The organism is Azospirillum oleiclasticum (assembly GCF_013423485.1).
Taxonomy (GTDB): Bacteria; Pseudomonadota; Alphaproteobacteria; order Azospirillales; family Azospirillaceae; genus Azospirillum; species Azospirillum oleiclasticum.
Window position 1 is genome coordinate 20,396 of the sequence record NZ_JABFFR010000040.1, and the last position, 23,313, is coordinate 43,708.

Below are 23,313 nucleotides of genomic sequence, written 5' to 3' on the forward strand. Positions count from 1 at the left end.
AGGGGGCCGCGATGGCGCTGGTGAAGAAGACACGCATCGACACGGCCACGGCCTCGACCGCCGCCCCTCCGGCGGAACCGGCGGCTCCGCCGCCGCCCTCGGGCGCCGCGCGGCGCCGTGCCCGCAACCATGGCCGCCGGCGCAAGGCGGCGGAACGGATCGCCGCGGCCGCGGGCGAGTTGGCCGGTGGCGTGGCGGAGGCGGCGGCCGCCGCCACCTCCCTGCGCAAGTCGATGGAGATCATCGCCGCCGGCGCGGAAGAGGCGGCGGCCGCGACCCAGCAGTCGGACCGGATGATCCGCCGCGCCACGACGCTGATCAACGCGGCCCGCGACTCCGCCCAGGCCTCCGTCACCCGGATCGACGCGTTGCAGGCCGTGGTGAAGGACGTCGGGGCCCGCATCGTCACGGCGGTCGAGGGCATCAACCGCGCTTCCGAACGGCAGGATGCCGCCGTTGCGCTGGTGCGCGACCTGGAGCGCCACGTCGCCGACATCGGCCGCATCGTCCAGGACGTGGCGGGCATCGCCGATCAGACCAATCTGCTGGCGCTCAACGCCGCGATCGAGGCGGCCCGTGCCGGCGAGGCCGGGAAGGGCTTCGCCGTGGTCGCCGACGAGGTGCAGGCGCTGGCCGACCGGTCCGAGCGCTCGACGCACGAGATCCAGGGGATGGTCGGCCGCATCCAGGAGATCGGCCACGGCATCGTCGAGGACATCGTGGCCGCCGCCGGGGCGGCGAAGGCCGACGTGGAACGGGGCCGCGGCATCGGGGCGCTGCTCGACCGGCTCAGCACCGACATGGCCGACATCACCCGGGGCGCCCAGGACACCATCCGCGCCGCGGCGGAAGCCGACCAGGCCGCCCGCGAGGCGCAGCGCGGCGCCGAATCGATCGCCGCCGCCGCGGAGGAGCAGTCCGCGGCCAGCGAACAGGCGCTGAAGACGGTCGGGCAGCAGGCCCAGGCACTCGCCCAGTGCGAGCAGTCCGCGGCGGCGCTGGCCCGCATGGCCGACGACATCGACGACGGCGGCAGCGCCGCCGACGCCGCCGCCGAGGTGGCGTCGGCCGCCGAGCAGTTGTCCGCCGCCATCGAGGAGATCAACCGCGGCGCGGCCGAGATCATGAGCGCCATCGGCCAGATCGCGCGCGGGGCGGAAACCCAGATGGCCGCGACCCAGCAGTCCGCCGGCGCGGTGACCCAGATCGAGGCCAGCGCCACCTTGAGCGTGGCCCGCGCCGAGAGCGCCATGGACCGCTGCGCCACCATGAGCCGATTGCTCGGCGAGACCGACGGGATGGTCGGGACGCTGGAAGCGGGGCTGAACCGCAATATGGACGGCACGCGCCGCAACCTGGACCAGATCACCGCGCTGGAGCAGGTCGGCCGCCGGATCGAGAAGGTGGTGGACACCATCACCGTGATCTCCATCCAGACCGGCATGCTGGCGGTCAGCGGCTCCATCGAGGCGGCGCGTGCGGGCGAGTTCGGGCACGGCTTCACGGTCGTCAGCACCGACATCCGCAACCTCGCCCGCGACGCGTCGGAGAACGCCGACCGCGTGAAGGACATCGTGCGTGCCATCCAGGACCAGGTCGGCCGCGTGCGCCGCGACCTGGAGGAGATCGGTGCGGGCTCGGCTCAGGACGGAGCCCGCTGTCACGAGGTGCGCGCGCAGATCCGGGCCGCCGACGCCGATCTGCGCCACGTGATCAGTGGCAGCCAGGCCATCGTCGATGGCGCCCAGGACGTGCTGCGGTCGGTGCGGGAGACGCAGACCAGCGTCGAGCAGATCGCCGCATCCGCCACCCAGGCCAGCCGGGCGTCGGCGGAAGCGGCCACCGCTGCGCGCGAGCAGGCGAAGGGCGCCGAGGAGCTGGCCATCGCCATCGAGGAGATCGCCGCGATGGCCGACGAGCTGCAGGAAGCCGCCTGACCGGCGGGCCGGGAGACGCCGATGGAGCCCGCCCCCACGCCGATCGCCGATCCGGCCGCCCCCGGCCGCTTCGTCACCAGCCGCTTCGTCACCGTCCGAGCCGCCGGGCTGCGGCTGGCCGTGCCGATGGCCGAGGTCGCCGAAATCGTCCGCCCGCCCGAGCTGGTGCCGGTGCCCCTGGCCCCGCCCAGCCTTCTGGGACTGGCGCGGCGCCGAGGCGTAGCGCTGCCGGTGATCGGGCTGGCGCACCTGCTGGGGCTGCCCGGCACCGATGACGCCCCGGCGGCACGGCTGGTGATCGTCCGGCATCTGGGACAACCCGTGGCGTTGGCGGTCGATGGGCTGGCCGGCACGATCGACGCGCCGCCCGGCCGGCTGACGCCGATCGTCGCAATCGGGGACTCGGGTCGGGACTCGGACGACGACACGCCCGAGGTGGATCCGGCCCTGCTCCTCGGCATCTTGGAGCCGGGGGATGGCACCGCGGCGGTGCCGGTGCTGGACACGGCGGCGGCCATCGAACGCGACTTCCGCGACCTCGGCCGCGCGGCACCCGCCGCCGTGGTCACCGGTGCCGCCACCGCCATCCAGGCCGCTCTCCCGGCGACCGGGTCCGACCTGAGACGCCTCGTCTGTTTCGAAGTCGCCGGGCAGGAGTTCGCGCTTCCCGTCGAGCGGGTGCGGGAGGTGGTGCCGCTCGCCCAGTCGGTGACGCGGGTGCCGCGCGCCAAGCCGCACCTGCTGGGGGTCGCCACGCTGCGCGGCGGCCTGTTGCCGCTGGTTGGCCTGCGCGAGCTGTTCGCGCTCGACGACGGCAACGCACAGCGACGGTCACGGGTCGTGGTGGTGCGCGCGACCGACGGTGCCGCCCCCGTCGGGGTGGTGGTCGATGCGGTGCGGGAGATCCTGCGGGTGGAGTCCGGGCTGATCGGCCCGGTGCCGCCGCTGCTGGCCCGCGACACCGCCTTCGAGGACCTGGACGGCATCGCCCGGCTGGACGGTGGCCGGCGGCTGGTCTCGGTCCTGTCGGCCGAACGCCTGTTCCGCCACGGCGCCGTGCTCGCCGGTGCCGGTGATGCGGAGGAGGACGCCATGACCGACGGCGGCGCGCGCACCGACGCGGCGGCGGAAACCCACCTCGTCGTCCACATGGCCGGGGCGGACTACGCGCTTCCCATCGGAACGGTGCAGGAGGTCCTGCGCCCACCGGCGTCGCTGACGCCGCTGCCGGGCGCGCCGTACTTCGTGGACGGCATCATGACCATACGGGGGTCCGTGCTGCCCGTCGTCTCGCCACGGCGGCTGCTGCGGCTGTCCGGCGGGACCACCGGCGACCGGCCGCGGATCGTCACGGTGGCGATGGGGGACGCGCGGATCGGCCTTTTGGTGGACGGTATCGCCGGCATCCTGCGCATTCCCGCCGCGGCCATCGAGCCGGCCCCGGTCCTGTCGTCGGCGCAGGCGCGGCTGATCGGGCGGGTCGCGGCGCTCGACGGGCGGCAGCGCACGGTGCTGCTGCTCGACACGGCCCAGCTGCTGGACCTTGACGGGCTGGCGGCGCTGGCGGCGGCGACGCCCGATCCCGATCTTGATCTTGATCCGGGGGCCGAGCCGGAGGCCGCGGGCGCCGCATGATCAAGGTGCTGGTGGTCGATGATTCCGCCCTGATGCGGCGGCGCATCGCCGACATCCTGACCGGCGCCGGCTTCACCGTGGTCACCGCCGTGAATGGTGCGGACGCGCTGGAGCGGCTGGGCGCCGAGCGGCCGGACGTTGTGACTCTGGACATCACCATGCCCGGCATGGACGGGCTGGCCTGCCTTGACCGCATCATGGTGGAGCGCCCGACCCCCGTGGTCATGGTCTCCGCCCTGACCGCCGAGGGTGCGGACGTGACGCTGGAGGCGCTGCGGCTGGGTGCGGTGGAGGCGGTGCAGAAGCCGACCACCGGCGGTCCCGGCGCCATCGCCGACGAGCTGGTGGAGACCGTGCGCGCCGCCGCGGCGGCACGGCTGCGCCGCACCCGCAACCTCAGCCAGCGGCTGCGGCATGTGCGCTCGCGCATCGTCGGCACCGACTTCCTGGCCGAGCCGGCCGGGACGAGCGCTGCAGCCAAGGCTGACGGGCCGCCGGGGCTGGTGCTGGTCGGCGTGTCCACCGGTGGCCCCGGCACGTTGGAGGAGCTGCTGGCCGGCCTGCCCGCGGACTTCCCTTGGCCGGTGGTCGTCGCCCAGCACATGCCGGCCACCTTCACCGGCTCGCTCGCACGCCGGCTCGACAGCATCGCGCCGCTGACGGTGGTGGAGGCGCTGCACCCGGCACAGCTGCAACCGGGGACCGTCCACATCGCCCGCGGCGGGGCCGATGTGGAGATCGTCCGGCGCGGCGGTCGCGTCGTCGTCACCCCGGTGCCGGCGCGTGCGGAGGGAACCTGGCATCCGAACGTCGACCGGCTGGTCGACAGCGCGCTCCGCGCCCTGCCGGCGGCGCGGCTGGTCGGGGTGCTGCTGACCGGCATGGGCGACGACGGCGCGCGCGCCATGGCGGACCTGAAGCAGGCTGGCGGCCGCACCATCGCGGAGTCCGAGGACAGCGCCGTGGTGTTCGGCATGCCGCGCGCGCTGATCGAACGGCAGGGCGCCAGCGCCGTGCTTCCCGCCGACCGCATCGCGGCACGGCTGGCGGACTGGGCCGATGTCGACCCCGGGACGCGGCGCGTGACGCGCAGGAGGGACTGATGGGGCTGGTGAAGGCCGGATCGAAGGGTACGCTGGGCACCGCCCCGACCGGTGCGGCGGCCCCGGAGGATTGGACCGCCCTGCTGGAGCACGCGGACGCCGGCCATCGCCGCCACGCCGCGCAGGCGTTGGGCGACCGGCCGGACGCCGCCGCCACCCTGGCCGCGCGCCTGCCGCGCGAGCCGGACCCCGCCGTGCGCGAGGCGCTGCTGACCGCCCTGGTGCGCATCGGCAGCCCGGAGGCCGCCGCGGGCTTGGCGCCGATGCTGGCGAGCGAGGACGCGGGGCTGCGCAACGGGGCGCTGGAGAGCCTTCAGCAGATGCCGGTGGACGCGGTCGAGCCGCAGATGGACGCGCTGGCCGGCAGTGACGATTCGGACCTGCGGATCTTCGCCGTGTTGCTCGCGGCCCGGCTGGGTCCGGCGGAACGCTCGGCCCGGCTGCACCAGGCGCTTGAACGCGACCCGCATGTCAATGTCGGCCTGACCGCCGCCGAGGCGGTGGCCGAGCTGGGCGACCCCGCGGCGCTGCCGGCGCTCGAAGCCTTCGCCGCGCGTTTCCCGGACGATCCGTGCGTCGCCTACACCGTCGATGCGGCCCGACGCCGCTTCCGCGGCGCCTCGTGAAAGCCGAGGACCGATCCTCATGGCGCCACCTTCCGAAGAGCCGACCGATGGCGCCGTTTCGCCGGCCGACTATCGGACGCTCTGCGACCTGCTGCGGGAGCGTACCGGGCTGTCCTTCACCGAGGCCAAGCGCTACTACGTCCAGCGTCGCTTGGCCGAGCGGGTGGAGGCCACCCGCATGCCGTCGGTGCGCGATTACCTGAACCTGCTGCGGTTCCAGGCTTCGGGTGCGGAGATGCAGCTCCTCGTCAACCTGATGACGGTCAACGAGACCTATTTCTTCCGCGAGAAGTACCAGCTCGACTGCCTCGTCAACGGGATGCTGGACGAGGTGGTGCGCCACCGCCGGCCGGGCGAGCGCGTCCGCCTCTGGTCCGCTGGCTGCGCCACGGGGGAGGAGCCCTACTCCATCGCCATCACGCTGCTGGAACGCTGGCCGCGGGTGGACGAGTTCCAGATCGAGCTGTACGCGTCGGACATCGACTCCATGGCGCTCGACCGCGCGCGGGAAGGGGTGTATGGCGAGCGCTCGCTCCAGGCGCTGCCGGCGGAGCTGGTGGAGCGCTATTTCCGCCCGGTGGCTCCGGGAAGCTGGCGGATCATCGACGAGCTGCGGGAATCGGTGGACTTCTCGCTGGTCAACATCGTCGATCCCGCGCAGGTCCGGCGCTTCACCGGCATCGACGTGGTGTTCTGCCGCAACCTGCTGATCTATTTCGACGATCTGGGCCGCCGCAACGCCGCGGCCATGTTCCACGAGGCGCTGTCGCCCGGCGGTTTCGTGGCGCTCGGCCATTCGGAGAGCATGAGCCGCATGTCCTCCCTCTTCGTGCCGCGGCGCTTTCCGGACGCGATCCTCTACCAGAAGCCAGCCGAAGGAGCCGGGGCATGAGCCAGCCCGAACCCTCCGCAGCCCGTACCGCCGTCCGTGTCCTGGTCGTCGATGATGCGGCGACCGTGCGCGCGTACACCCGCAGCGTGCTGACGGCGGACGGCTTCGCCGTTGAGGAGGCGGTCAACGGTATGGAAGGGCTGGAGCGTGCGCTGGCGCAACCGCCCGACCTGCTCATCGTCGACATCAACATGCAGAAGATGGACGGCTACGCGATGCTCCGGCGGCTGCGGCGGGAACCGTCACTGGCCGCCGTGCCCGCCGTCATGATCAGCACGGAGGAAAAGCCCGCCGACCGTGAGCGGGCGCTGGAAGCCGGTGCCAACTGGTACTTCGTGAAGCCGGTCCGGCCCGACGATCTCGTGGCCGCCGCCCGGCTGCTGACCGGGCGTCCGCTCGACGGGGGGGCGGAGGCGCGGCCATGAACGCACTGCTCGGCCAGTTCCTGACCGAAGGGCGCGACCTGCTGGCCGTGGCCGACGACAGCCTGCTGCGGCTGGAGCGCGACCCCGCCGATTCCGGCGCGGTGAACGAGCTGTTCCGCGCCTTCCACACGCTGAAGGGCGGCTCGGCCCTGTTCGACCTGCCGGCCTTCACCGCGCTGGTGCACGCGGGCGAGGATGTGCTGGACGCCGTGCGCGCCGGCCGTACGCCGGCCACGTCCGACCTTGCCGACCGCCTTCTGGCCGTCACCGCTCAATGCGCCCGCTGGATGAACGCGCTGGAGGCGGCCGGTCGCCTGCCCGCCGATGCCGCCGACACATCCCGGACGCTCGCCGCGGATCTGCGCGGGCATGCCGCGGGCGATGCGGACATGGCCGGCACCGGGCTGCCTGACATCGACTGGCTGCGGGAGCTGTCGGCGGAGGAGCGGCGGTCGTTGGGCGGTGCCACTCTGACCGCCGTGACCTACGATCCCGATCCGGACTGCTTCTTCAACGGCGACGACCCGCTGGAGCTCTGCCGGTCCATCCCGGAGCTGCGGCTGCTGCGCATCGAGCCCGCCGGCCCATGGCCGCCGGTGGCTGAGATCGATCCCTACCGCTGCGTTCTGCGCTTCCGGGCGCTCAGCGCCGCGGGTGCCGATGCCGTGCGGGCGGTGTTCCGCAGTGCCCCCAACGATGTCCGGATCATCACCGTACGTCTGCCCGAAGCACCCGATGCCGACGGGCCTCCGGCCGTCCGCCTCGCCCGCGCCATGCTGCGCGAGCAGGCGCGCATCCTCACGCTGGACGGCGATGCGGAGGAGGTGGCGGCGCGCCGGGCGGCGGCCTTGCGGGCGGCTGGGGCCATCCTTGCGGCTCTGGGGCGACATGCCGAGAGGAAGGCGCTGGAGGCCGCCGACGCCGAGCCGGCCGACGCCCTGGCCGCGCGCTTCATGGCGTACGCCGACGCCGCACCGCTCCGGCCCGGCCCCGACGAGGGGTCCCCGCCGGCGGCGGCGCGAACACAACGCCGCACGTTGCGGGTGGAACCGGAACGGATCGACCGGCTGATGGCCCTGCTGGGCGAGCTGGTCACGGTCAAGGGCGCCCTGCCCCGGCTCGCCCGCGACGCGGGCGACGGCAACCTGGGTGTCGGCGGCACGGGTGACGGCGGCGCGCTTGCCCACGGCATCAAGGAGACGGCGGCCCGTCTGGACGCGGTCACCGCCGAACTCCAGCACGCGGTGTTGACCCTGCGCCTCGTGCCGCTCGCGCGCATCTTCGAGCCGCTGCCCCGGCTGATCCGGGAAGCGTCGCGCCGGCTTGGCAAACAGGTCGAGCTTCGTCTGGACGGGTCGGAAACGGAAGCCGACAAGGATGTGCTCGACACGCTGGGCGAGCCGCTGCTCCACCTCGTGCGCAACGCGCTGGACCACGGCATCGAGGATCCGGAACGCCGCCGCGGCCTGGGCAAGCCGGAAACCGGCACCATCGGCGTCAGCGCCCGGCAGGAGCGCGACGGAATCGTCGTGAGCGTCAGCGACGACGGTGCCGGCATCGACCCGGCGGCGCTGCGCCGCAAGGCGGTCGAGCGCGGGCTGGCGGAGGCCGGCGCGGTCGCCGCGATGACGGACGCCGAGGCGCTGCGGCTGGTCTTCCTGCCAGGGCTGAGCACCGCGGCCGACGTGTCGGACCTGTCGGGGCGCGGCGTCGGGATGGACGCGGTGGCGTCCGCCGTCCACGCCGCCGGCGGGCGGGTGGAGATCGACTCCGCCCCCGGACACGGCACCACCGTCAGGCTGCTGCTGCCGCTGACCACCATGGTGACGCGGGTGCTGGTGGTGGAGGCGGCGGACCAGCTCTACGGCCTGCCCGTGGCGTCGGTGACCGGCATGTCGCGCGTTCCCGCCGCGGACATACGGCGTGTGAAGCACGCCGAAAGCATCCTGTTCCGCGGCGCCGTCGTGCCGCTGTTCCGCCTGCGGCGCCTGCTGGGGATGGACGACAGCGCTCACCTCGGCCGTGGCGATGCGGCGGCGGTTGCCGTGCTCGACATCGGCGGGCAGGCCGCCGCCTTGGCGGTCGACCGCGTGCGCGAGCGGGCGGACGTGATCGTGCGCCCGATGGCCGGAGTCCTCAGCCGCCTGCGCGCCTACCGCGGCACCGCCGTGCTGGCCGACGGGCGGCTGCTGCTCGTGCTCGACCCGAGGGAGCTGCTGTGATGCCCATCCGCTTCGAGGAGCGCAAGGCGGTGTTCGACGGCGACTGCACGCTGGAGGAGGCGATGACGCTCGCCGAATGGCTGGAGACCGGCCCCGCCGCCGCCGACCTGTCCGCCTGCACCGGCCTGCACACGGCCCTGCTGCAGCTTCTGCTGGCGGGCGGCGTGCGGCTGGATGCCCCACCCGCCGACCCGTTCCTGGCGCGCTGGGTGGCGCCGTTGCTGCCCACGGGTCGGTGACCCGTCACCCCGCCCACAGCACCCGCCGGTCGATGGCGGCCAGCGACGCGCAGCCGGTCAGCACCATTGCGACCTCCAGCTCGGTGCGCAGGATCTTCAGCGCGTGCGCCACGCCCACCGCACCGCCCACGGCCAGCGCGTACACGTACGGCCGACCGATCAGCACCGCGGACGCGCCGAGCGCCAGCGCCTTCACCACGTCGGTGCCACGCCGGATGCCGCCATCCACCAGCAGCGGCACCCGTCCGCCGACCCGCCCGGCGATGACGGGCAGCGCCTCGATGGTCGCAGGCAGCGTGTCGAGCACACGGCCGCCATGGTTGGACACGACGATGCCGTCGGCGCCATGGGCGATCGCCCGCTCCGCGTCCCCGGCGGTCATGATGCCTTTCAGCAGGATCGGCAGGCTGGTGACGGAGCGCAGCCAGTCGATGTCCGCCCAGCCGGCCGCGCCGGCGAGCAGCGCGCGGAGCGCGTCGCGCTCATCCCCCGTCGTCGGCGGCGGCGGCGGTGCGGGCTGGCCGCGCAGGTTGACCGCCTCGACGCCCGGTGGCAGGCGGAATCCCGCACGCTGCTCGCGGTTGCGCAGGCTGACCGGCGCGTCCACGGTGATCACCAGAGCGCGGTAGCCGGCCGCCTCCGCCCGGCGGACCAAATCCCCGGTGTAGCCGCGGTCGGGGTTCACGTAGAGCTGGAACCACAGCCTGGCCCCCAGCTGCGCCGCCACCTCCTCCAGCGCCACGCCGGCCTGGGTGCTGACCACCATGCCGGCCCCCATCGCCGCCGCCCCCAGCGCCGTCGCCTTTTCCCCCTCCGGGTGGACCAGCGTCTGGTAGGCGACGGGTGCCAGCAGGATGGGGTGCTCGAAGTCCTGCCCGAACAGGGTGACGCGCGTGTCCACGTCGCGCACGTCGGGCAGGGCCTGCCCGTTCAGGCGCAGGCGCGCGTACGCCTCCGTGTTCCAGCGCAGCGTCAGCTCGTCCGCCGCCCCGCCCGCGATGTAGGCCCAGGCATTCTCCCCCATGCGGCGGCGGGCTTGCGGTTCGTAGTCGGTGAGCGCGACGATGTCGGCGGGGATCATGGGAAGGACCCGTTGATTGCGAACGCCTCGCGTTCTCTCAACGAGTCCTACCCGTTTCCAGCCGGGGCGGGAAGCCCCGCCCGCCACCGCAATGGACCGTCAGGCCGCCTTGACACCCCGCAGGAAGCTGTCGACCTCGGCGCCGATGCGGGTGGACTGCCGCGTCAGATCGTCGGCCGCCTGCCGCACCTCGATGGCGGCCCGGCCGGTGTCGGCGGCGGTGCGGGTCACATCGACGATGCTGGTGGTGACGACCTGCGTCCCCTGCGCGGCCTCCTGCACGTTGCGGGAGATCTCGCCGGTGGCCGCACCCTGCTGCTCCACGGCCGACGCGATGGCCGCGGTGATCTGGCTGATCTCGGTGATCACGCGGCCGATCTCCTCGATCGCCTCCACCGCCTCGCGCGTGGCGCCCTGGATGCCGGCGATCTGCTGGGAAATGTCCTCGGTCGCCCGCGCGGTCTGGCTGGCGAGACTCTTCACCTCGCTGGCGACGACCGCGAAGCCCTTGCCGGCCTCTCCCGCACGTGCCGCCTCGATGGTGGCGTTCAGGGCGAGAAGGTTGGTCTGGGCGGCGATCGTGTTGATGAGATCCACCACGTCGCCGATGCGCTGCGCGGCGTCGGCAAGACTGCCGATCACGGTGCCGGCCCGGTCGGCCCCCGACACGGCGCGGCCGGCGACCTGGGTGCTCTGCACCACCTGCCGGCCGATCTCGGCGATGGAGGCGGACAGCTCCTCCGCCGCGGTGGCCACGGTCTGCACGTTGGCGGAGGCCTGGTCGGAGGCGGCGGCGACGGCGCCGCTCTGCCGCTTCGTCTCGTCGGCGTTGTGGGCCAGCGACCCCGCGGCACCCTGCATCTGGCGGGCCGATGCCGCCAGCGTCTGCACCACCTCCGTCACCGAGCGTTCGAAATCGCGCGCCAGGGTTTCCAGCCGCTCCGCCCGGCGGGCCTTCGCCTCCTCCTCCATGCGCTGGGCGGCGGCAAGGCGGTCGGCCTCGATGGCGTTCTGTTTGAACACGTCCATGGCCTCGGCCATGGTGCCGACCTCGTCGGCCCGACCGAGCCCGGGGATCGCCACGTCGCGCTGGCCGCCGGCCAGTTCGCGCATCGCCGCGGCCATGGTCAGGATCGGTGTGCCGATGCTGCGGCTGATCAGCAGCCCGATGAGCAACGATATGACAGCCGAGACCACCGTGCCGCCGATCAGCAGAAGGAAGCCGGTGCCGTAGGCCGCCGACTGGTCGGCCCGACGCTGGGCGAGCAGGGTGCGTTCCGCGTCCTCGATGGCGGCGGCGGTCTGACGGATGGCGTCCATCGCCTCTTTGCCCGTGCCCTTGGCCGTCTCGGCCAGTGCCGCAGCACGCCCCTCCGGCTGGCGGACACGGGCGATCTGGGGCTCGGCCACACTGGTGCGCCAGTCCTCGGCTTTCGCCTTCAGCGCCTCGAGCCGGCGCTGCTGTTCGGGGTTGTCGGCGGTGAGCGCCTTGACCTGGTCGAAGGTCGTCCGGAACGCGGCGACACCGTTGCGGTACGGTTCCAGGAACGCCTCGTCGGCGGTGACGATGTAGCCGCGCAGGCCCGTCTCCTGATCGACCATCGCGGTGACCAGCAGCCGTGCGCTTTCAATGACCCGGAAGGTGTGGAGCGTCAGGGCGTTGCTCGTGCGGATGAAGTCGAGCTTCCAGACTCCAGCCGCATTCACGGCAATCAGCGTTGCCAGCAGAACGCCGAATGTTACGGTCAGCTTGCGACCGATGCGCAGATCCGCAAACCAAGACATCATCAAGTCCTTCGCCAGATTTCCACCACCGCCCGGCGGCGGCCGCCACCGCCGGGCGACCCTTGAGGTAGGATTCCAGGAAAGAAATCAACGTCTTACGCGGTAATTCGTAACCGCTACCCCGTTCGGCGGAGCAGCATGGCACCGGCTCATTCGAATGGACGAGCCGGTGCCATGACCCGTCAGTTCACCCGCTCGACGGCAATCGCGGTGGCCTCACCGCCGCCGATGCAGAGCGAGGCGACACCGCGCTTCAGCCCGCTCTTCTGCAGCGCCGCCAGCAGCGTGACCATCACGCGGGCACCCGAGGCGCCGATGGGGTGGCCCAGCGCGCAGGCCCCGCCGTTGACGTTCACCCGGTCATGCGGCAGGTCGAGGTCGCGCATGGCGGCCATGGCGACCACCGCGAAGGCCTCGTTGATCTCGTAGAGATCGACGTCGCCGGCCCCCCAGCCGAGCCGGTCCAGCAGCGAGCGGATGGCGAAGCCGGGGGCGGTGGTGAACAGCGCCGGGGCCTGGGCGTGGGTGGCGTGGCCTTTGACCTCCGCCAGCACCGCAAGCCCGCGCCGCTCCGCCTCCGACCGGCGCATCATCACGAGTGCGGCGGCGCCATCGCTGATCGAGCTGCTGTTGGCCGCCGTCACCGTGCCGTCCGGGCGGAAGGCGGGCTTCAGCGACGGGATCTTGTCCGGCGCCGCCTTCAGCGGCTGCTCGTCCTTGGCGACCACGGTATCGCCCTTGCGGCCCTTCACGGTGACCGGCACGATCTCGGCGGCGAAGCTGCCGTCCTCCGTCGCCCGGCGGGCGCGGGCCAGCGACTCGATGGCATAGGCGTCCTGCGCCTCGCGGGTGAATTGATAGGATTGGGCGCAATCCTCCGCGAAGGTGCCCATCAGCCGGCCGCGGTCGTAGGCGTCCTCCAGCCCGTCCAGGAACATGTGGTCGAGCACCTTGCCATGTCCCATGCGGTAGCCGCCGCGGGCGCGGTCGAGCAGGTAGGGGGCGTTGGTCATGCTCTCCATGCCGCCGGCGACGATCACCTCGGCCGAGCCGGCGAGCAGCAGGTCGTGCGCCAGCATCGCCGCCTTCATGCCGGACCCGCACATCTTGTTGATCGTGGTGCAGCCAACCCCGAGCGGCAGCCCGGCGCCAAGTGCGGCCTGACGCGCCGGCGCCTGCCCCTGGCCGGCCGGCAGCACGCAGCCCATCAGCACCTCGCCCACATCGGCCGCCGTGATTCCGGCCCGCTCCACCGCCGCCGCGATGGCCGCCGAACCGAGCTGCGCCGCCGTCAGCCCCGCCAGATCCCCCTGGAACCCACCCATGGGCGTGCGCGCCGCGCCGACGATGACGATGGGGTCCGCTCCGGTCTGAGCCATGTCCTGCCTCCTGGGTCGAATTGGTTGCCCACCACATCTATACGGCGGGCCCACGCTTGCCAATCCACGCCGCGGTATGGCCGCAATGTCGCCCGATTGCGCTTGCACCCCATGGCGTGACCGGGGTCCGCTGTCACGCCGCCCCACCCACCAGACCGGAGGTCCCATGCCCCGCCGCATCCTTCTCCTCACCCCCGCCCTGCTGCTCGCCCTGCCCGCCGACGCTCTGGCTGCCGACGGGCTGGTGCTGAAGCGGGTGATGCTGTCCACGGGCGGGGTGGCCTATTTCGAACATGAGGCGACGGTCGGCGGGGATGCGGCGCTGACGCTGGATGTGCGGCGGGACCAGGTGGACGACGTGCTGAAGAGCGTCGTCGTCTACGACGACCAGGGCGGCGTCGGCACCATCAGCCTGCCGGGGGAGGAGCCGCTGGAGGCTGTCTTTCGCGAGCTGCCCTTCACCGCGGACGACCTCGCCTCCCCCGTCGCGCTGCTCGGCGCGCTCAAGGGTGCGGAGGTGCGAGCGACCGGCGCGCGGGAGATCACCGGACGGTTGCTGTCGGTGACCGAGGAGGCTGCCGCCCTGCCGGACGGCCGCGGCATGGTGACGCGGCACCGCGTCGCGCTGATGACGGCTGACGGCGTCCGCCAACTGCTGTTGGAGGAGGCGGACGCGCTGCGCTTCACCGACCCGCGCATCCAGGGGCAGGTCGACCGCGCGCTCGCCGCCATGGCCGAGCATGGCGGGAAGGCGCGCCGCACCCTGACCATACGCAGCACGGGCGGCACCGCCGGCCAGGAGGAGCGGCGGGTGCGCGTCGGCTATGTGGCCGCCGCCCCGCTGTGGAAGGCCACCTATCGGCTGACCCTGCCTCAGGCGGGGGACGGCAAGGGCGAGCTGCAGGGCTGGGCGGTGCTGGAGAATGTCAGCGGCGAGGACTGGAACGGGGTGGAGCTGACCGTCGTGTCCGGCAACCCCGTGACCTTCCGCCAGGATCTCTACAGCGCCTATTTCGTCGATCGTCCGACGGTGCCGGTGGAGGTGCTGGGCCGCGTGCTGCCGCGCGCCGACGAAGGATCGATCGCCGCCTTCGACAGCGCCGCCAAGGAGCGGGCCGCGGCCCCCGCCGGCATGGCCCCGCCCGCCGCGGCGGCGCCCCCACCGTCCCCCATGGCCCGTGGTCTGGCCCTCGCCCCGCAGCGCCCGGCCGAGCCGGTGGCGGCGGAGAGTGCGGAGGCGACCACCCAGGTGGTCTTCCGCTACCCGCAGCCGGTGACGCTCGCCAACGGCGGCTCCCTGATGATGCCGATCGTGGCGCGGGCGGTGCCGGCGGAGCGGCTGGCGCTCTACCAGCCCGGCACCCAGCCGCGGCACCCGCTGGCCGCGGTGCGGCTCGCCAACGATGGCGGCACCGGGCTGCCGCCGGGTGTGCTGACGCTGTACGAGCGCGGTACGGAAGGCGGCCCCCAAGGAGGTGCCGTGTCCTTCGTCGGCGACGCGCGGCTGTCCACCCTGCCGGCGGGCGGGTCGCGGCTGCTCAGCTTCGCGGTGGACCAGAAGGTGACCATCGACCGCGCCGAACGGCCGAGCCAGGCGCTCGCCCGCGCCACGGTGGCCGACGGGGTGATGACGCTGACCGTCATCGAGCGGCAGACCACCAGCTACAGCATCGCCGGCGCCGCGCGGGAGGACCGCAGCGTCATCATCGAGCATCCGCGCCGCGCCGGCTGGGAGCTGGTGCAGCCCACCGGGCCGAAGCCGGAGGTGACAGCCGGCACCTACCGTATCCCGGTCGCGGTGCCGGCCGGGGGGACCGCGTCGCTGACGGTGACGGTGGAGCGGCCACGGGCGGAACGGGTGGGGCTCGCCGACCTCAACCCCGACCAGCTCCAGGTCTACGCCGCCTCCACCGAGTTGCCGCAGCCGGTGCGCGACGCGATGGCGAAGCTGGCGTCGCTGCGCGCCGTCATGGCGGACAAGGAGCGCCGCGTCGCCGAGCTGGAGCGCGACCGCACCACCGTGACGCAGGATCAGGAGCGGCTGCGCCAGAATCTCGGCAGCCTGCCCCGCGACAGCGACCTGCACAAGCGCACGCTGGCCCGCATGGGCGAGGCGGAAACCCGCCTGGACCGCGTCGCCTCCGACCTCGCGACCGCCCGCCGCGAGGTCGAGGAGGCGCGCAACGCCCTGCTGGCGCAGGTGCGCGGGCTGACGCTGTAGGTTGCCCCCGGCCCGGTGGGCGGACCGGAGCGCCTTCACTTACGCCGCGCGGATGCCGGCCAGAAAGCGCTCGACCTCGCCTTTCAGCGTGTCGGACTGGCGGGACAGCTCGCCGGCGGCGCTCAGCACCTGGGTGGCGGCGGAGCCGGTCTGCACGGCCGCTTGGCTGACGCCGCCGATGTTGTCGGTGACGCGCTGCGTGCCGGCCGCGGCTTCCTGCACGTTGCGGGCGATCTCGCCGGTGGCCGCGCTCTGCTCCTCGATCGCCGCGGCGATGGCGGTGGCGATCTGATTGACCGACCCGATGGTGGTGCCGATCGCGCCGATGGCGGCGGCGGCACCGCCGGTCGCCGCCTGCATGGAGGCGATCTGCGCGGTGATCTCCTCCGTCGCCTTGGCGGTCTGGCTGGCGAGATTCTTCACCTCGCCGGCGACGACCGCGAAGCCCTTGCCGGCCTCGCCCGCCCGCGCCGCCTCAATGGTGGCGTTCAGCGCGAGCAGGTTGGTCTGGCTGGCGATGGAGTTGATCATCTCCACCACCGCGCCGATGCGCTGGGCCTGCTCGACCAGCCCCTGGACCTGCTGGTTGGTCTGCTGCGCCTCGGTCACGGCCTGGTTGGTGATCGTGGTGGAGCGGACGACCTGGCTTCCGATTTCGCGGATGGAGGCGGTCAGCTCCTCGGTGGCGGTGGCCACCGTCTGGACGTTGGCGGACGCCTCGTCCGCCGCCGTGGCCGTCGCCTCGGCCTGACCCTTGGTGCGGTCGGCGATGTCGTTCATGCTGCGCGCGGTCGCCTCCAGCTCCACGGTGGCGGCGGTCACCGAACGCAGGATGCCGGTGATGCCCGCGTCGAAACCGCGGATGAGCGCCTCCAGCTCGGCCGTGCGCCGCTCCCGCGCCAGCCGCTGCTCTTCCTGCAAAGCCTCAAGACGGGCGCGCTCCGCCGCGTTGTCGCGGAACACCTGGACGGCGCGCGCCATGTCGCCGATCTCGTCGCCGCGTTCGGCCCCCTCGATGCTCACGTCCAGCCGCCCGTCGGCAAGCGCGTGCATGGTCCCGGTGATGCGCTCGATCGGACGGGCGATGCCGCGGCGGACCATCAGCACGGCGACGCCGACGCAGGCCGCCAACCCCGCGACCGCCACCAGGAGCACGGTCATGCGGGTCGTCCCGTAGCTGGCCGACACCGCGTCGTTGGCAGCCTGCAACCCGTTGTCGACACGGTCGATCAGCGCCCGGAAGCGGTTGCGGACATCGGTGTAGACGGGATTGAAGCGCGCGGACAACACGCGATGGGCCGCCGCGTCGTCGTTGACCATCGCCGCGGCCTTGAGATCCACCACCGCCTCGGCCATGCGGCCGATGTCGGCCCTGAGCGCGGCGACCTCCGCGGCGATGGCGGGGTAGGCGGCGCCGGCCTTGTCCAGCCGCTCGACCATGATGCGCATGTCCGATGCCAGCGCGTCGGACGCCGCCCGCAGCCGCGGCTCCTCGGTCTCGGCGATCAGCGCGTAGGCGCTTCGGCCGGCCGCGTTGAGCAGGGAGTTGGAGCGGGCCAGCCACAAGGCGCCGCGCGATTCCTGATCCAGGAGAGCCGAATAACGATCGTTCAACCCGCCCATCTGCAGCAAGGCGTTGATGGTCAGGCCGACCGACAGCGCCACCATCAGCATGACCACCAGAAGAACCTTGCGGACGATTTTCATGTTCGCGATGGTCATGATCCTTATCCTTCCCTGCAAATCGCGCACGCCCGCGGCGGCGGGCAGCCGAGGAGGAAGGAATCACATTTCGTGCCACAGCTCGAATTCTGTCCGGCAACGGGATATGGCGGGCCCGTCTACTGAATACAGAGTCATCCGCCCGTGGCGATTCCCATTCTGCGAAACCGCATTCGCAATTTGCCATCGGGCAGCGGGCGAGGCCCCCGCCCGGCCCCCGCCGTCAGCGCGAGACCGCGCGCGGCGTGGCGTCCAGCGGGTCGAGGCGGGGAAGCTCCGCCCCGTCGGGGGCGGCGCCCAGGTCGCGCAGCCGCCGGGCGCTGACCAGCACCCGCGACTCCAGGCTACCGACCGCGCCGTTGTAGCACTGCACCGCGCGGTCGAGCTGGCCGCCCAGCCGTTCCATATGGCCGCCCAGGTCGCACAGCCGCTTGTACAGGTCGCCGCCGAGAGCCGCGATGTCGCGGGCGTTGTCGGCCAGCCGCTCCTGCCGCCAGCCATAGGCGACGGCGCGCAGCAACGCGATCAGGGTCGTGGGGGTGGCGAGGATGACGCGGTGGTCGATCCCCGCCTCGATCAGCGCCGGGTCCTGCTCCAACGCGGCGGAGAAGAAGTTCTCGCCGGGCAGGAACAGGACGACGAACTCCGGCGTGTCCTCGAACTGGTCCCAATAGGCCTTGGCGCCGAGCTGGCGCATGTGCTCGCGCACATGGCGGGCGTGGCGGGCGAGACCGTCGCGGCGCGGTGCCTCGGCGTCGGCCTGGATGGCGTCGAGATAGCCCTCCAGCGGGGTCTTGGCGTCCACCACGATGGTCTTGCCGCCGGGCAGCCGCACCGTCAGGTCCGGCCGCAGCCGGCCGTTGCCTCCCTCCACGCTGACTTGCTCGTAGAAATCGCAGTGGTCGAGCATGCCGGCCATCTCCACCACGCGGCGGAGCTGGATCTCGCCCCAGCGGCCGCGCGCCACCGGGGTGCGCAGCGCCCGCACGAGGTTGCCGGTCTCGGCGCGGAGCTGGGTCTGCGTCTCCGCCAGCGCCAGCACCTGCTGCTTCAGTCCCTCGTAGGCGCCGGCGCGGGTCTTCTCGATCTCCTGGATCTCCTTGTCCATGCGCGTGAGCGACTCGCGCACGGGGGCGACGAGGTCGGCGATGGCCGCCTGCCGCTTTTCCAGGTCGCCCTTGGCGTGTTCCTGGAAGCCGGCCAGCGTCTCGCGCGCCAGCTCGATGAAGCTCTGGTTGTTCTGGCGCAGCGCGTCGGCGGACAGGGCGCGGAAGGCGTCGCCCAATGCCGCCCGCGCGTTCTCCACCACCGCCAGCTTCTCCGCCGCGGCCAGCCGTTCCTTGTTCAGGGTGGTCGCCAGCTCCGCCCGGCGTTCGCGCGCCGCCGCCACGTCGGATTGCAGGATGGCGATCTGGCGGTCGCGTTCGCGCAGGGTCTGGCGCAGCTCCTCCTCGATGCGGGCGTGCATCTCCACCCGCGCCGTCAGCTCGGCGTGCTGGGCGGCGGCGTCCCCCTCGGCCGCGGCGACGGCGCCCCGCGTCAGCAGCCACGCCAGCAGCGTGCCGATGCCGAAGCCGGCGGCGAGCGACACGAGATCGAAAGCGAACTGCATTCCATGCTCCACGCGGGCGCCCGGCAACACGGACGACAGGCGGCGCCCAATCGGCGGAATCCTAACGGATGCCACCTTGGCAGAGAACGAAAATCGAACGGACGCCACCCCTCGGCAGGCCGTTCGAGACGGCTTGCCCCGCCGCCCCGTTCGCGCCATATCCGGGCTCATGTCCGACGATCCCTCCTGCGCGGGCCCGCGTGTCCGCATGGTGCCGCCCGGCGACGACCGTGAGCGGCTGGTCTGCCCGGAATGCCGCTACGTCGCCTACCAGAATCCGCTGATCGTGGTCGGCTCCGTCGCCACCTGGGAGGATCGCATCCTGCTGTGCCGGCGCGCCATCGACCCGCGCACCGGCTTCTGGACGTTGCCCGCCGGCTATATGGAGGAGCGTGAATCGACCATGGAGGGCGCGGCCCGCGAAGCGTGGGAGGAGGCGCGCGCCCGCATCGCGGTGGACGCCCTGCTCGCCGTCTACGACATCCCGCGCATCAGCCAGGTGCAGCTCATCTTCCGCGCCCGGCTGCTGTCGCCGGAGATCGCCCCCGGCCCGGAAAGCCTGGAGGTCGGCCTGTTCCGCTGGGACGAGATCCCCTGGCGCGAGCTGGCCTTCCCCACCGTGCTGTGGGCCCTGCGCGAGCACGAGGCGCGGCTCGGCCAGACCAGCTTCCCCCCCGCTGTCAACCCCACCCCCGACGCGCTGGCGCGGTGGGAGCGGATGCTGTAGGGCGGCGCGGCCGGCGGTGGGCCGGCCCGCTACTTCCGCACCGGCAGCTTCTTCAGCAGCTCCTCGATGTAGGCGTCCTCGCTCTTGTTGTTCATGGCGGCGAAACCCTTGAGGAACTGGTTGCCGATCATCAGGGTGTTGGTGAGGTCGATGCGCCAGCCGGCGGGTTCGCGCAGGAAATCGGCCTGGACGATGGCGGGGCGGTTGTTGACCATCAGCAGGGCGGTGGCACGGTCGCCGCGGACGCGGATCGGGCCGAGCGCGGCCTGACGGATGACGTTGGGGCCGAGCCAGTCCTTCTCCAGCGCGTGGTCGGCAAGGCCGCCGAGGTCCAGCCGGCGCAGTTCGCTGGAGGACAGGTGGCGACGCAGGCCGAGGGCCGCGAACCGCTCCGCCGGCTCCAGCCGGCCGAGGCGGACGCCGTCACCGCTGCGCGCCGCCTCGCGGATCGCGTTCAGGCGGGCGACGCTGCCGGTGGTGAGAAGGCCGACGGCAGTAGCACCGCGGCGCTGGGCCAGCGCCGTCTGGGCTTTCGCGAACACGTCGGCCACCGCGCGCTCGTCGGCGGAGGGGGCCGGCGCCTGCGGGGCCGGCGGCGAGGTGGTCTGCGCCCAGGCCGGCGTTCCGACCGGCAGGCCGGCGGCGAGGAGGAGGGCAAGCAGCAGCGCGCGCATCGACGGGCTCCGGAACAGGGTCGCGGCGCCCTATTTCTTGGCCTCGATGCCGAAGAATTCGAGCTGCCAGCGCATCTCGTCCTCGGACATCGGGTAATGGGCGCCATCGCGACCGTTAAGGGCTGACTTCGGCGGAATTTGGGCAAGCCGGAGTTGCACCTGCCGGGCAAAGCGCATGGACAGGCCGGTCCGCCACACCAGCGCCGTCACCGCGCGCGGCGCGTGGGTGGCGACGATGCGGTCGACGGTGCCGAGCGGGATGCCGGACAGTTCCGCCAGCGACGCCATGACGAAAGCGCGGTCGCCCTCCGACAGCCCGGCCTCGACCACCTTCTCGGTCAGCTTGCCCTCCTTGTTCAGGCGGGCGGCGCGGTCGGAGGGGCGTTCGGCCGGCTTCTCGGCCTCGACGCCGACCACCAGCCCCTCCTCGTCGAAATCCACCGGGCCGCGCGGGCCAGCGGGCTGGCCCGACTTCTCCAGGCGGACGCGCACGGTTTCGGCGAGCTGGCGGGCAGCGGCGGGATCCAGGTCGGTGCGATCCTGCAACACCTTCAGAAGGCCGTCGGCGACGAAGCTGGCCAGCCGCTGCATCGCGCGCAGCGGCAGCTTCGGCCGGCGGACGAGGGGGCCGTGCCAGGGCTCGTGCCGCGGCGCCTCGTCGATGATGCGGTCCAGCGTCTCCTCCCGGATCTGGGCGGACTGGTTGGACAGCAGCGCGCTGATGGCCGCCTCGTCGTCCGAGCGCGCGATGGCGTCGGCGACGGAGGCGGAGACGTCGCGCCGGCCGGCGATGCAGGAGAGCGCCCCCGCGATCGGCCCGTTCATGATGATGTCGAGGAGGTCGTCCTCGGTCAGGATCGGCGAGTGCTTCAGCACCGGGCCGGCGACCGACAGCTCCACATCGCGGGCGAGCCGGTTGATCACCGCGTGCGGGGCGTTGGGCAGCTCCTTCAGCGCGTCGGACAGGATGCGGCGGATCTCCGTCGCCTGGTCCTTCGCCAGCGTCTCCAGGCAGGTGACGGTCATCTGCTCGATCTGCGAGAGCTGGCTCGCCGGCAGATCCGGCACCAGCGCCCCGATCTTCACCGCCAGCGAGCCGCGCACGCCGACCTCACGGTCACGCGCCAGCAGCAGGTCCGCCTGACGCGGGGTCGCGACGTTGTTGGCGACCGCCTTGCGCACATCCGTGGAGGCGTCGGCGACGAGGTAGTACAGCAGCTCCGGCCGGGAATCGGGATGTTCGGCCACCCGGCGCCGCAGCAGCGGGTCGTCGCTCTGCGCCATCCGCTTGGCGGCCTCGAAATCGCGGGGGTCGTGCACGGTATCGGCGGGTTTGCTCACGGGATGGTCTCCGCCTGCGGCACGGCCGGAACAGCGTCCGGCGCGATCGCGTAATTGCCCTTGCCCGCCGCCTTGGCCGCGTACATGGCGGCGTCGGCGCGGTCGGTCAAGTCCTTCACCGTCTCGCCCCGGCCGGGGATGTGGACGGCGATGCCGATGGACAGGCCCAGCGGCTTCTCGGGGCTGGCCGACAGGTGGCCCAGCTCGCGGATGCCCGACAGCAGCCGGTTGGCCACCACGGTGGCGCCGTCCGCGTCGGTTCGGCCGACCCACAGCACGAACTCGTCACCGCCCAGCCGCCCCGGCAGGTCGCCCGGCCGCACGCCTGATGTCAGCAGCTTGCCGATGGCGCGCAGCACCTCGTCACCCGCCTGGTGGCCGTGCAGGTCATTGACCGCCTTGAAGTTGTCGAGATCGACGTAGAGCAGGGCCGATGGCCCGGTCTCCGGCCGGTCCAGCGCCTCCTCCAGCCGCTCGAAGAAGGTGCGGCGGTTGAACAGGGAGGTCAGCCCGTCCCGTTCCGACAGCCGGCGCAGCCGCTCCTGATAGGCGAGGTGGGCGTGCGCGATGCCCAGATGATCGGCGACGCCGGCCACGAGCTGCCGGTCCTCCTCGTCCCATCCATCCGAATCGGTGCCGCGCCACACCAGCACCGCACCGTTCACCGCCTGCCGGTATTCCGTGCGCGACGCCAGCACGCGGATCGTCTCCGTCTCGACCACCACGGGCAGGGGATCGGCGCCCGCCCGCTCCAGCACCGCGGGGATCAGCGCCTCCACCTCGTCGGCCCCGAAGCCGGCGGCCAGTTCCAGCCGGTCCCCGTCGCGGCGGTAGATGCGGCAGCCCTCCGCCCCCAGCGCGCGTGCGGTCTCCGCCGTCGCCTCGTCGAGCGCCTGGGCGGCGTCGAGCCGGTCGCGCAGGGTGTGGACGATGTGGGCCAGCAGCTTCTCGCGGTTGCGGACGCGGGCCAGCTCGGCCGAGCGCAGCACCTGCTCGGTCACCTCGCGGCAGACGCCGCGCGCACCCGCCCAGCCGCCGTCCGGGCCGTAGAGCGGCAGGGCGGAGGCGACGACGCAGGCCGGGGTGCCGTCCACCGTCTTCAGCCACAGCTCCGACTGGTCGACCGGGCGGCGGGTGTCGAAGGGAAGCGGCAGATCGTCCCATTCGTCGATCGCCAGATCGCGCGGGTCGCGACCGATCAGCGCATCGGCACTGTAGCCGAGCGCACCGCGCGGCGTGACGAAGACGAATCGGCCGTCCGGCCCGGTCTCCCACGCGAAGTCGCTGGATGCCTCGACCAGATCCTTGTAGCGCTGCCGCGACTCGGTGAGCGTCTGGCGGAGCTGGCGTTCGAGCGTGCTGTCGCGACCGAACAGCAGCACGCCGCCGTCGGCAAGCGGGGCGGCGGCCCATTCGACCACCATCATCCCGCGCGGCATGTCGATCGGCACCGACCGCAGCCCGGGCGCCGCGGGCGCCGATTCCAGCCATTCCGCGATCATCGGCAGCCAGCGCGAGTCGTGCTCCATCAACTCGCGGGCGGCGGCGTTGGTCTCGGCCAACCGCCGTTCGGCCGTGACGCGAAAGCAGGGTCCGGGATAGGCATCGACGACCGCCGCGGTGGCGGCGGCGATGTCGGGGGTTGCGGCAGGCGGCTGGATGGATGGCGTCATGGAACGGCGTTCAGGTGCG

General features: G+C 72.7%; 18 protein-coding genes. 10 read left to right on the forward strand and 8 right to left on the reverse strand.

All coding sequences use genetic code 11. The features are described from left to right. The first annotated feature begins 11 nt into the window (after positions 1-11). The 8 genes from HL658_RS30125 to HL658_RS30160 are packed head-to-tail and all read left to right on the forward strand — an operon-like array spanning position 12 to position 9,079. Positions 12-1,937 (forward strand): methyl-accepting chemotaxis protein, encoded by a 1,926-nt coding sequence (locus HL658_RS30125; protein ID WP_180286213.1) that lies wholly within the window; start codon positions 12-14, stop codon positions 1,935-1,937. A 21-nt stretch (positions 1,938-1,958) separates the two neighbouring features. Next, positions 1,959-3,572, forward strand: a complete 1,614-nt coding sequence (locus HL658_RS30130; RefSeq protein ID WP_180286212.1) for a chemotaxis protein CheW — start codon at positions 1,959-1,961, stop codon at positions 3,570-3,572. Next, positions 3,569-4,675 (forward strand): chemotaxis-specific protein-glutamate methyltransferase CheB, encoded by a 1,107-nt coding sequence (gene cheB / locus HL658_RS30135; protein WP_180286211.1) that lies wholly within the window; start codon positions 3,569-3,571, stop codon positions 4,673-4,675. Before HL658_RS30130 ends, cheB begins: the two co-directional genes overlap by 4 nt. Next, a complete protein-coding gene (locus HL658_RS30140; RefSeq protein WP_180286210.1) occupies positions 4,675-5,301 on the forward strand; it encodes a HEAT repeat domain-containing protein in 627 nt (208 codons plus the stop codon). The genes cheB and HL658_RS30140 overlap by 1 nt, the downstream gene beginning before the upstream one ends. A 19-nt stretch (positions 5,302-5,320) precedes the next feature. Further along, positions 5,321-6,193: a CheR family methyltransferase gene (locus tag HL658_RS30145; RefSeq protein ID WP_180286209.1), complete on the forward strand. Its 873-nt coding sequence runs from the start codon at positions 5,321-5,323 to the stop codon at positions 6,191-6,193. Next, positions 6,190-6,618, forward strand: coding sequence for a response regulator (locus HL658_RS30150; RefSeq protein ID WP_180286208.1), 429 nt, complete (start codon positions 6,190-6,192; stop codon positions 6,616-6,618). The genes HL658_RS30145 and HL658_RS30150 overlap by 4 nt, the downstream gene beginning before the upstream one ends. Next, on the forward strand, positions 6,615-8,840 hold the full coding sequence (locus HL658_RS30155) for a chemotaxis protein CheA (protein WP_180286207.1): 2,226 nt from the start codon (positions 6,615-6,617) through the stop codon (positions 8,838-8,840). Before HL658_RS30150 ends, HL658_RS30155 begins: the two co-directional genes overlap by 4 nt. After that, positions 8,840-9,079, forward strand: a complete 240-nt coding sequence (locus tag HL658_RS30160) for a hypothetical protein (RefSeq protein ID WP_180286206.1) — start codon at positions 8,840-8,842, stop codon at positions 9,077-9,079. The genes HL658_RS30155 and HL658_RS30160 overlap by 1 nt, the downstream gene beginning before the upstream one ends. Before the next feature lie 4 nt (positions 9,080-9,083). On the opposite strand, the gene HL658_RS30165 is transcribed toward HL658_RS30160, so the two are convergent. The 3 genes from HL658_RS30165 to HL658_RS30175 all read right to left on the reverse strand — a co-directional run bounded on the left by HL658_RS30165 (position 9,084) and on the right by HL658_RS30175 (position 13,324). Next, positions 9,084-10,160, reverse strand: coding sequence for an alpha-hydroxy acid oxidase (locus tag HL658_RS30165; RefSeq protein ID WP_180286205.1), 1,077 nt, complete (start codon positions 10,158-10,160; stop codon positions 9,084-9,086). A 99-nt stretch (positions 10,161-10,259) separates the two neighbouring features. Beyond that, positions 10,260-11,948 (reverse strand): methyl-accepting chemotaxis protein, encoded by a 1,689-nt coding sequence (locus HL658_RS37895; RefSeq protein WP_281378910.1) that lies wholly within the window; start codon positions 11,946-11,948, stop codon positions 10,260-10,262. A 179-nt stretch (positions 11,949-12,127) separates the two neighbouring features. Next, positions 12,128-13,324 (reverse strand): acetyl-CoA C-acetyltransferase, encoded by a 1,197-nt coding sequence (locus tag HL658_RS30175; RefSeq protein ID WP_180286204.1) that lies wholly within the window; start codon positions 13,322-13,324, stop codon positions 12,128-12,130. 166 nt (positions 13,325-13,490) lie between these two features. Between HL658_RS30175 and HL658_RS30180 the strand changes: the two genes are divergently transcribed. Next, positions 13,491-15,545 carry a DUF4139 domain-containing protein gene (locus HL658_RS30180; RefSeq protein WP_180286203.1) on the forward strand — a complete coding sequence of 685 codons (2,055 nt, stop codon included), beginning with the start codon at positions 13,491-13,493 and terminating at the stop codon, positions 15,543-15,545. A gap of 39 nt (positions 15,546-15,584) precedes the next feature. On the opposite strand, the gene HL658_RS30185 is transcribed toward HL658_RS30180, so the two are convergent. Both HL658_RS30185 and HL658_RS30190 read right to left on the reverse strand, forming a co-directional pair. Further along, positions 15,585-17,267, reverse strand: coding sequence for a methyl-accepting chemotaxis protein (locus HL658_RS30185; protein ID WP_211109893.1), 1,683 nt, complete (start codon positions 17,265-17,267; stop codon positions 15,585-15,587). Between the two features lie 223 nt (positions 17,268-17,490). After that, positions 17,491-18,879 (reverse strand): DNA recombination protein RmuC, encoded by a 1,389-nt coding sequence (locus HL658_RS30190; RefSeq protein ID WP_180286202.1) that lies wholly within the window; start codon positions 18,877-18,879, stop codon positions 17,491-17,493. Between the two features lie 169 nt (positions 18,880-19,048). Between HL658_RS30190 and HL658_RS30195 the strand changes: the two genes are divergently transcribed. After that, a complete protein-coding gene (locus HL658_RS30195; protein WP_180286201.1) occupies positions 19,049-19,606 on the forward strand; it encodes an NUDIX hydrolase in 558 nt (185 codons plus the stop codon). A gap of 29 nt (positions 19,607-19,635) precedes the next feature. Here HL658_RS30195 and HL658_RS30200 read toward each other — a convergent pair whose 3' ends face one another. The 3 genes from HL658_RS30200 to HL658_RS30210 are packed head-to-tail and all read right to left on the reverse strand — an operon-like array spanning position 19,636 to position 23,294. Then, positions 19,636-20,280 carry a hypothetical protein gene (locus HL658_RS30200; RefSeq protein ID WP_180286200.1) on the reverse strand — a complete coding sequence of 215 codons (645 nt, stop codon included), beginning with the start codon at positions 20,278-20,280 and terminating at the stop codon, positions 19,636-19,638. A gap of 30 nt (positions 20,281-20,310) precedes the next feature. Beyond that, a complete protein-coding gene (locus HL658_RS30205; protein ID WP_343055388.1) occupies positions 20,311-21,621 on the reverse strand; it encodes a DUF2336 domain-containing protein in 1,311 nt (436 codons plus the stop codon). Beyond that, on the reverse strand, positions 21,618-23,294 hold the full coding sequence (locus HL658_RS30210; RefSeq protein WP_180286199.1) for a sensor domain-containing diguanylate cyclase: 1,677 nt from the start codon (positions 23,292-23,294) through the stop codon (positions 21,618-21,620). Before HL658_RS30210 ends, HL658_RS30205 begins: the two co-directional genes overlap by 4 nt. Positions 23,295-23,313 lie beyond the last annotated feature (19 nt).

Coding starts and splice junctions, on each gene's coding strand:
- HL658_RS30125 (WP_180286213.1), top strand. CDS start 12: ATGGCGCTGGTGAAGAAGACACGCATCGACACGGCCACGGCCTCGACC.
- HL658_RS30130 (WP_180286212.1), top strand. CDS start 1,959: ATGGAGCCCGCCCCCACGCCGATCGCCGATCCGGCCGCCCCCGGCCGC.
- cheB (WP_180286211.1), top strand. CDS start 3,569: ATGATCAAGGTGCTGGTGGTCGATGATTCCGCCCTGATGCGGCGGCGC.
- HL658_RS30140 (WP_180286210.1), top strand. CDS start 4,675: ATGGGGCTGGTGAAGGCCGGATCGAAGGGTACGCTGGGCACCGCCCCG.
- HL658_RS30145 (WP_180286209.1), top strand. CDS start 5,321: ATGGCGCCACCTTCCGAAGAGCCGACCGATGGCGCCGTTTCGCCGGCC.
- HL658_RS30150 (WP_180286208.1), top strand. CDS start 6,190: ATGAGCCAGCCCGAACCCTCCGCAGCCCGTACCGCCGTCCGTGTCCTG.
- HL658_RS30155 (WP_180286207.1), top strand. CDS start 6,615: ATGAACGCACTGCTCGGCCAGTTCCTGACCGAAGGGCGCGACCTGCTG.
- HL658_RS30160 (WP_180286206.1), top strand. CDS start 8,840: ATGCCCATCCGCTTCGAGGAGCGCAAGGCGGTGTTCGACGGCGACTGC.
- HL658_RS30165 (WP_180286205.1), bottom strand. CDS start 10,160: ATGATCCCCGCCGACATCGTCGCGCTCACCGACTACGAACCGCAAGCC.
- HL658_RS37895 (WP_281378910.1), bottom strand. CDS start 11,948: ATGATGTCTTGGTTTGCGGATCTGCGCATCGGTCGCAAGCTGACCGTA.
- HL658_RS30175 (WP_180286204.1), bottom strand. CDS start 13,324: ATGGCTCAGACCGGAGCGGACCCCATCGTCATCGTCGGCGCGGCGCGC.
- HL658_RS30180 (WP_180286203.1), top strand. CDS start 13,491: ATGCCCCGCCGCATCCTTCTCCTCACCCCCGCCCTGCTGCTCGCCCTG.
- HL658_RS30185 (WP_211109893.1), bottom strand. CDS start 17,267: ATGACCATCGCGAACATGAAAATCGTCCGCAAGGTTCTTCTGGTGGTC.
- HL658_RS30190 (WP_180286202.1), bottom strand. CDS start 18,879: ATGCAGTTCGCTTTCGATCTCGTGTCGCTCGCCGCCGGCTTCGGCATC.
- HL658_RS30195 (WP_180286201.1), top strand. CDS start 19,049: ATGTCCGACGATCCCTCCTGCGCGGGCCCGCGTGTCCGCATGGTGCCG.
- HL658_RS30200 (WP_180286200.1), bottom strand. CDS start 20,280: ATGCGCGCGCTGCTGCTTGCCCTCCTCCTCGCCGCCGGCCTGCCGGTC.
- HL658_RS30210 (WP_180286199.1), bottom strand. CDS start 23,294: ATGACGCCATCCATCCAGCCGCCTGCCGCAACCCCCGACATCGCCGCC.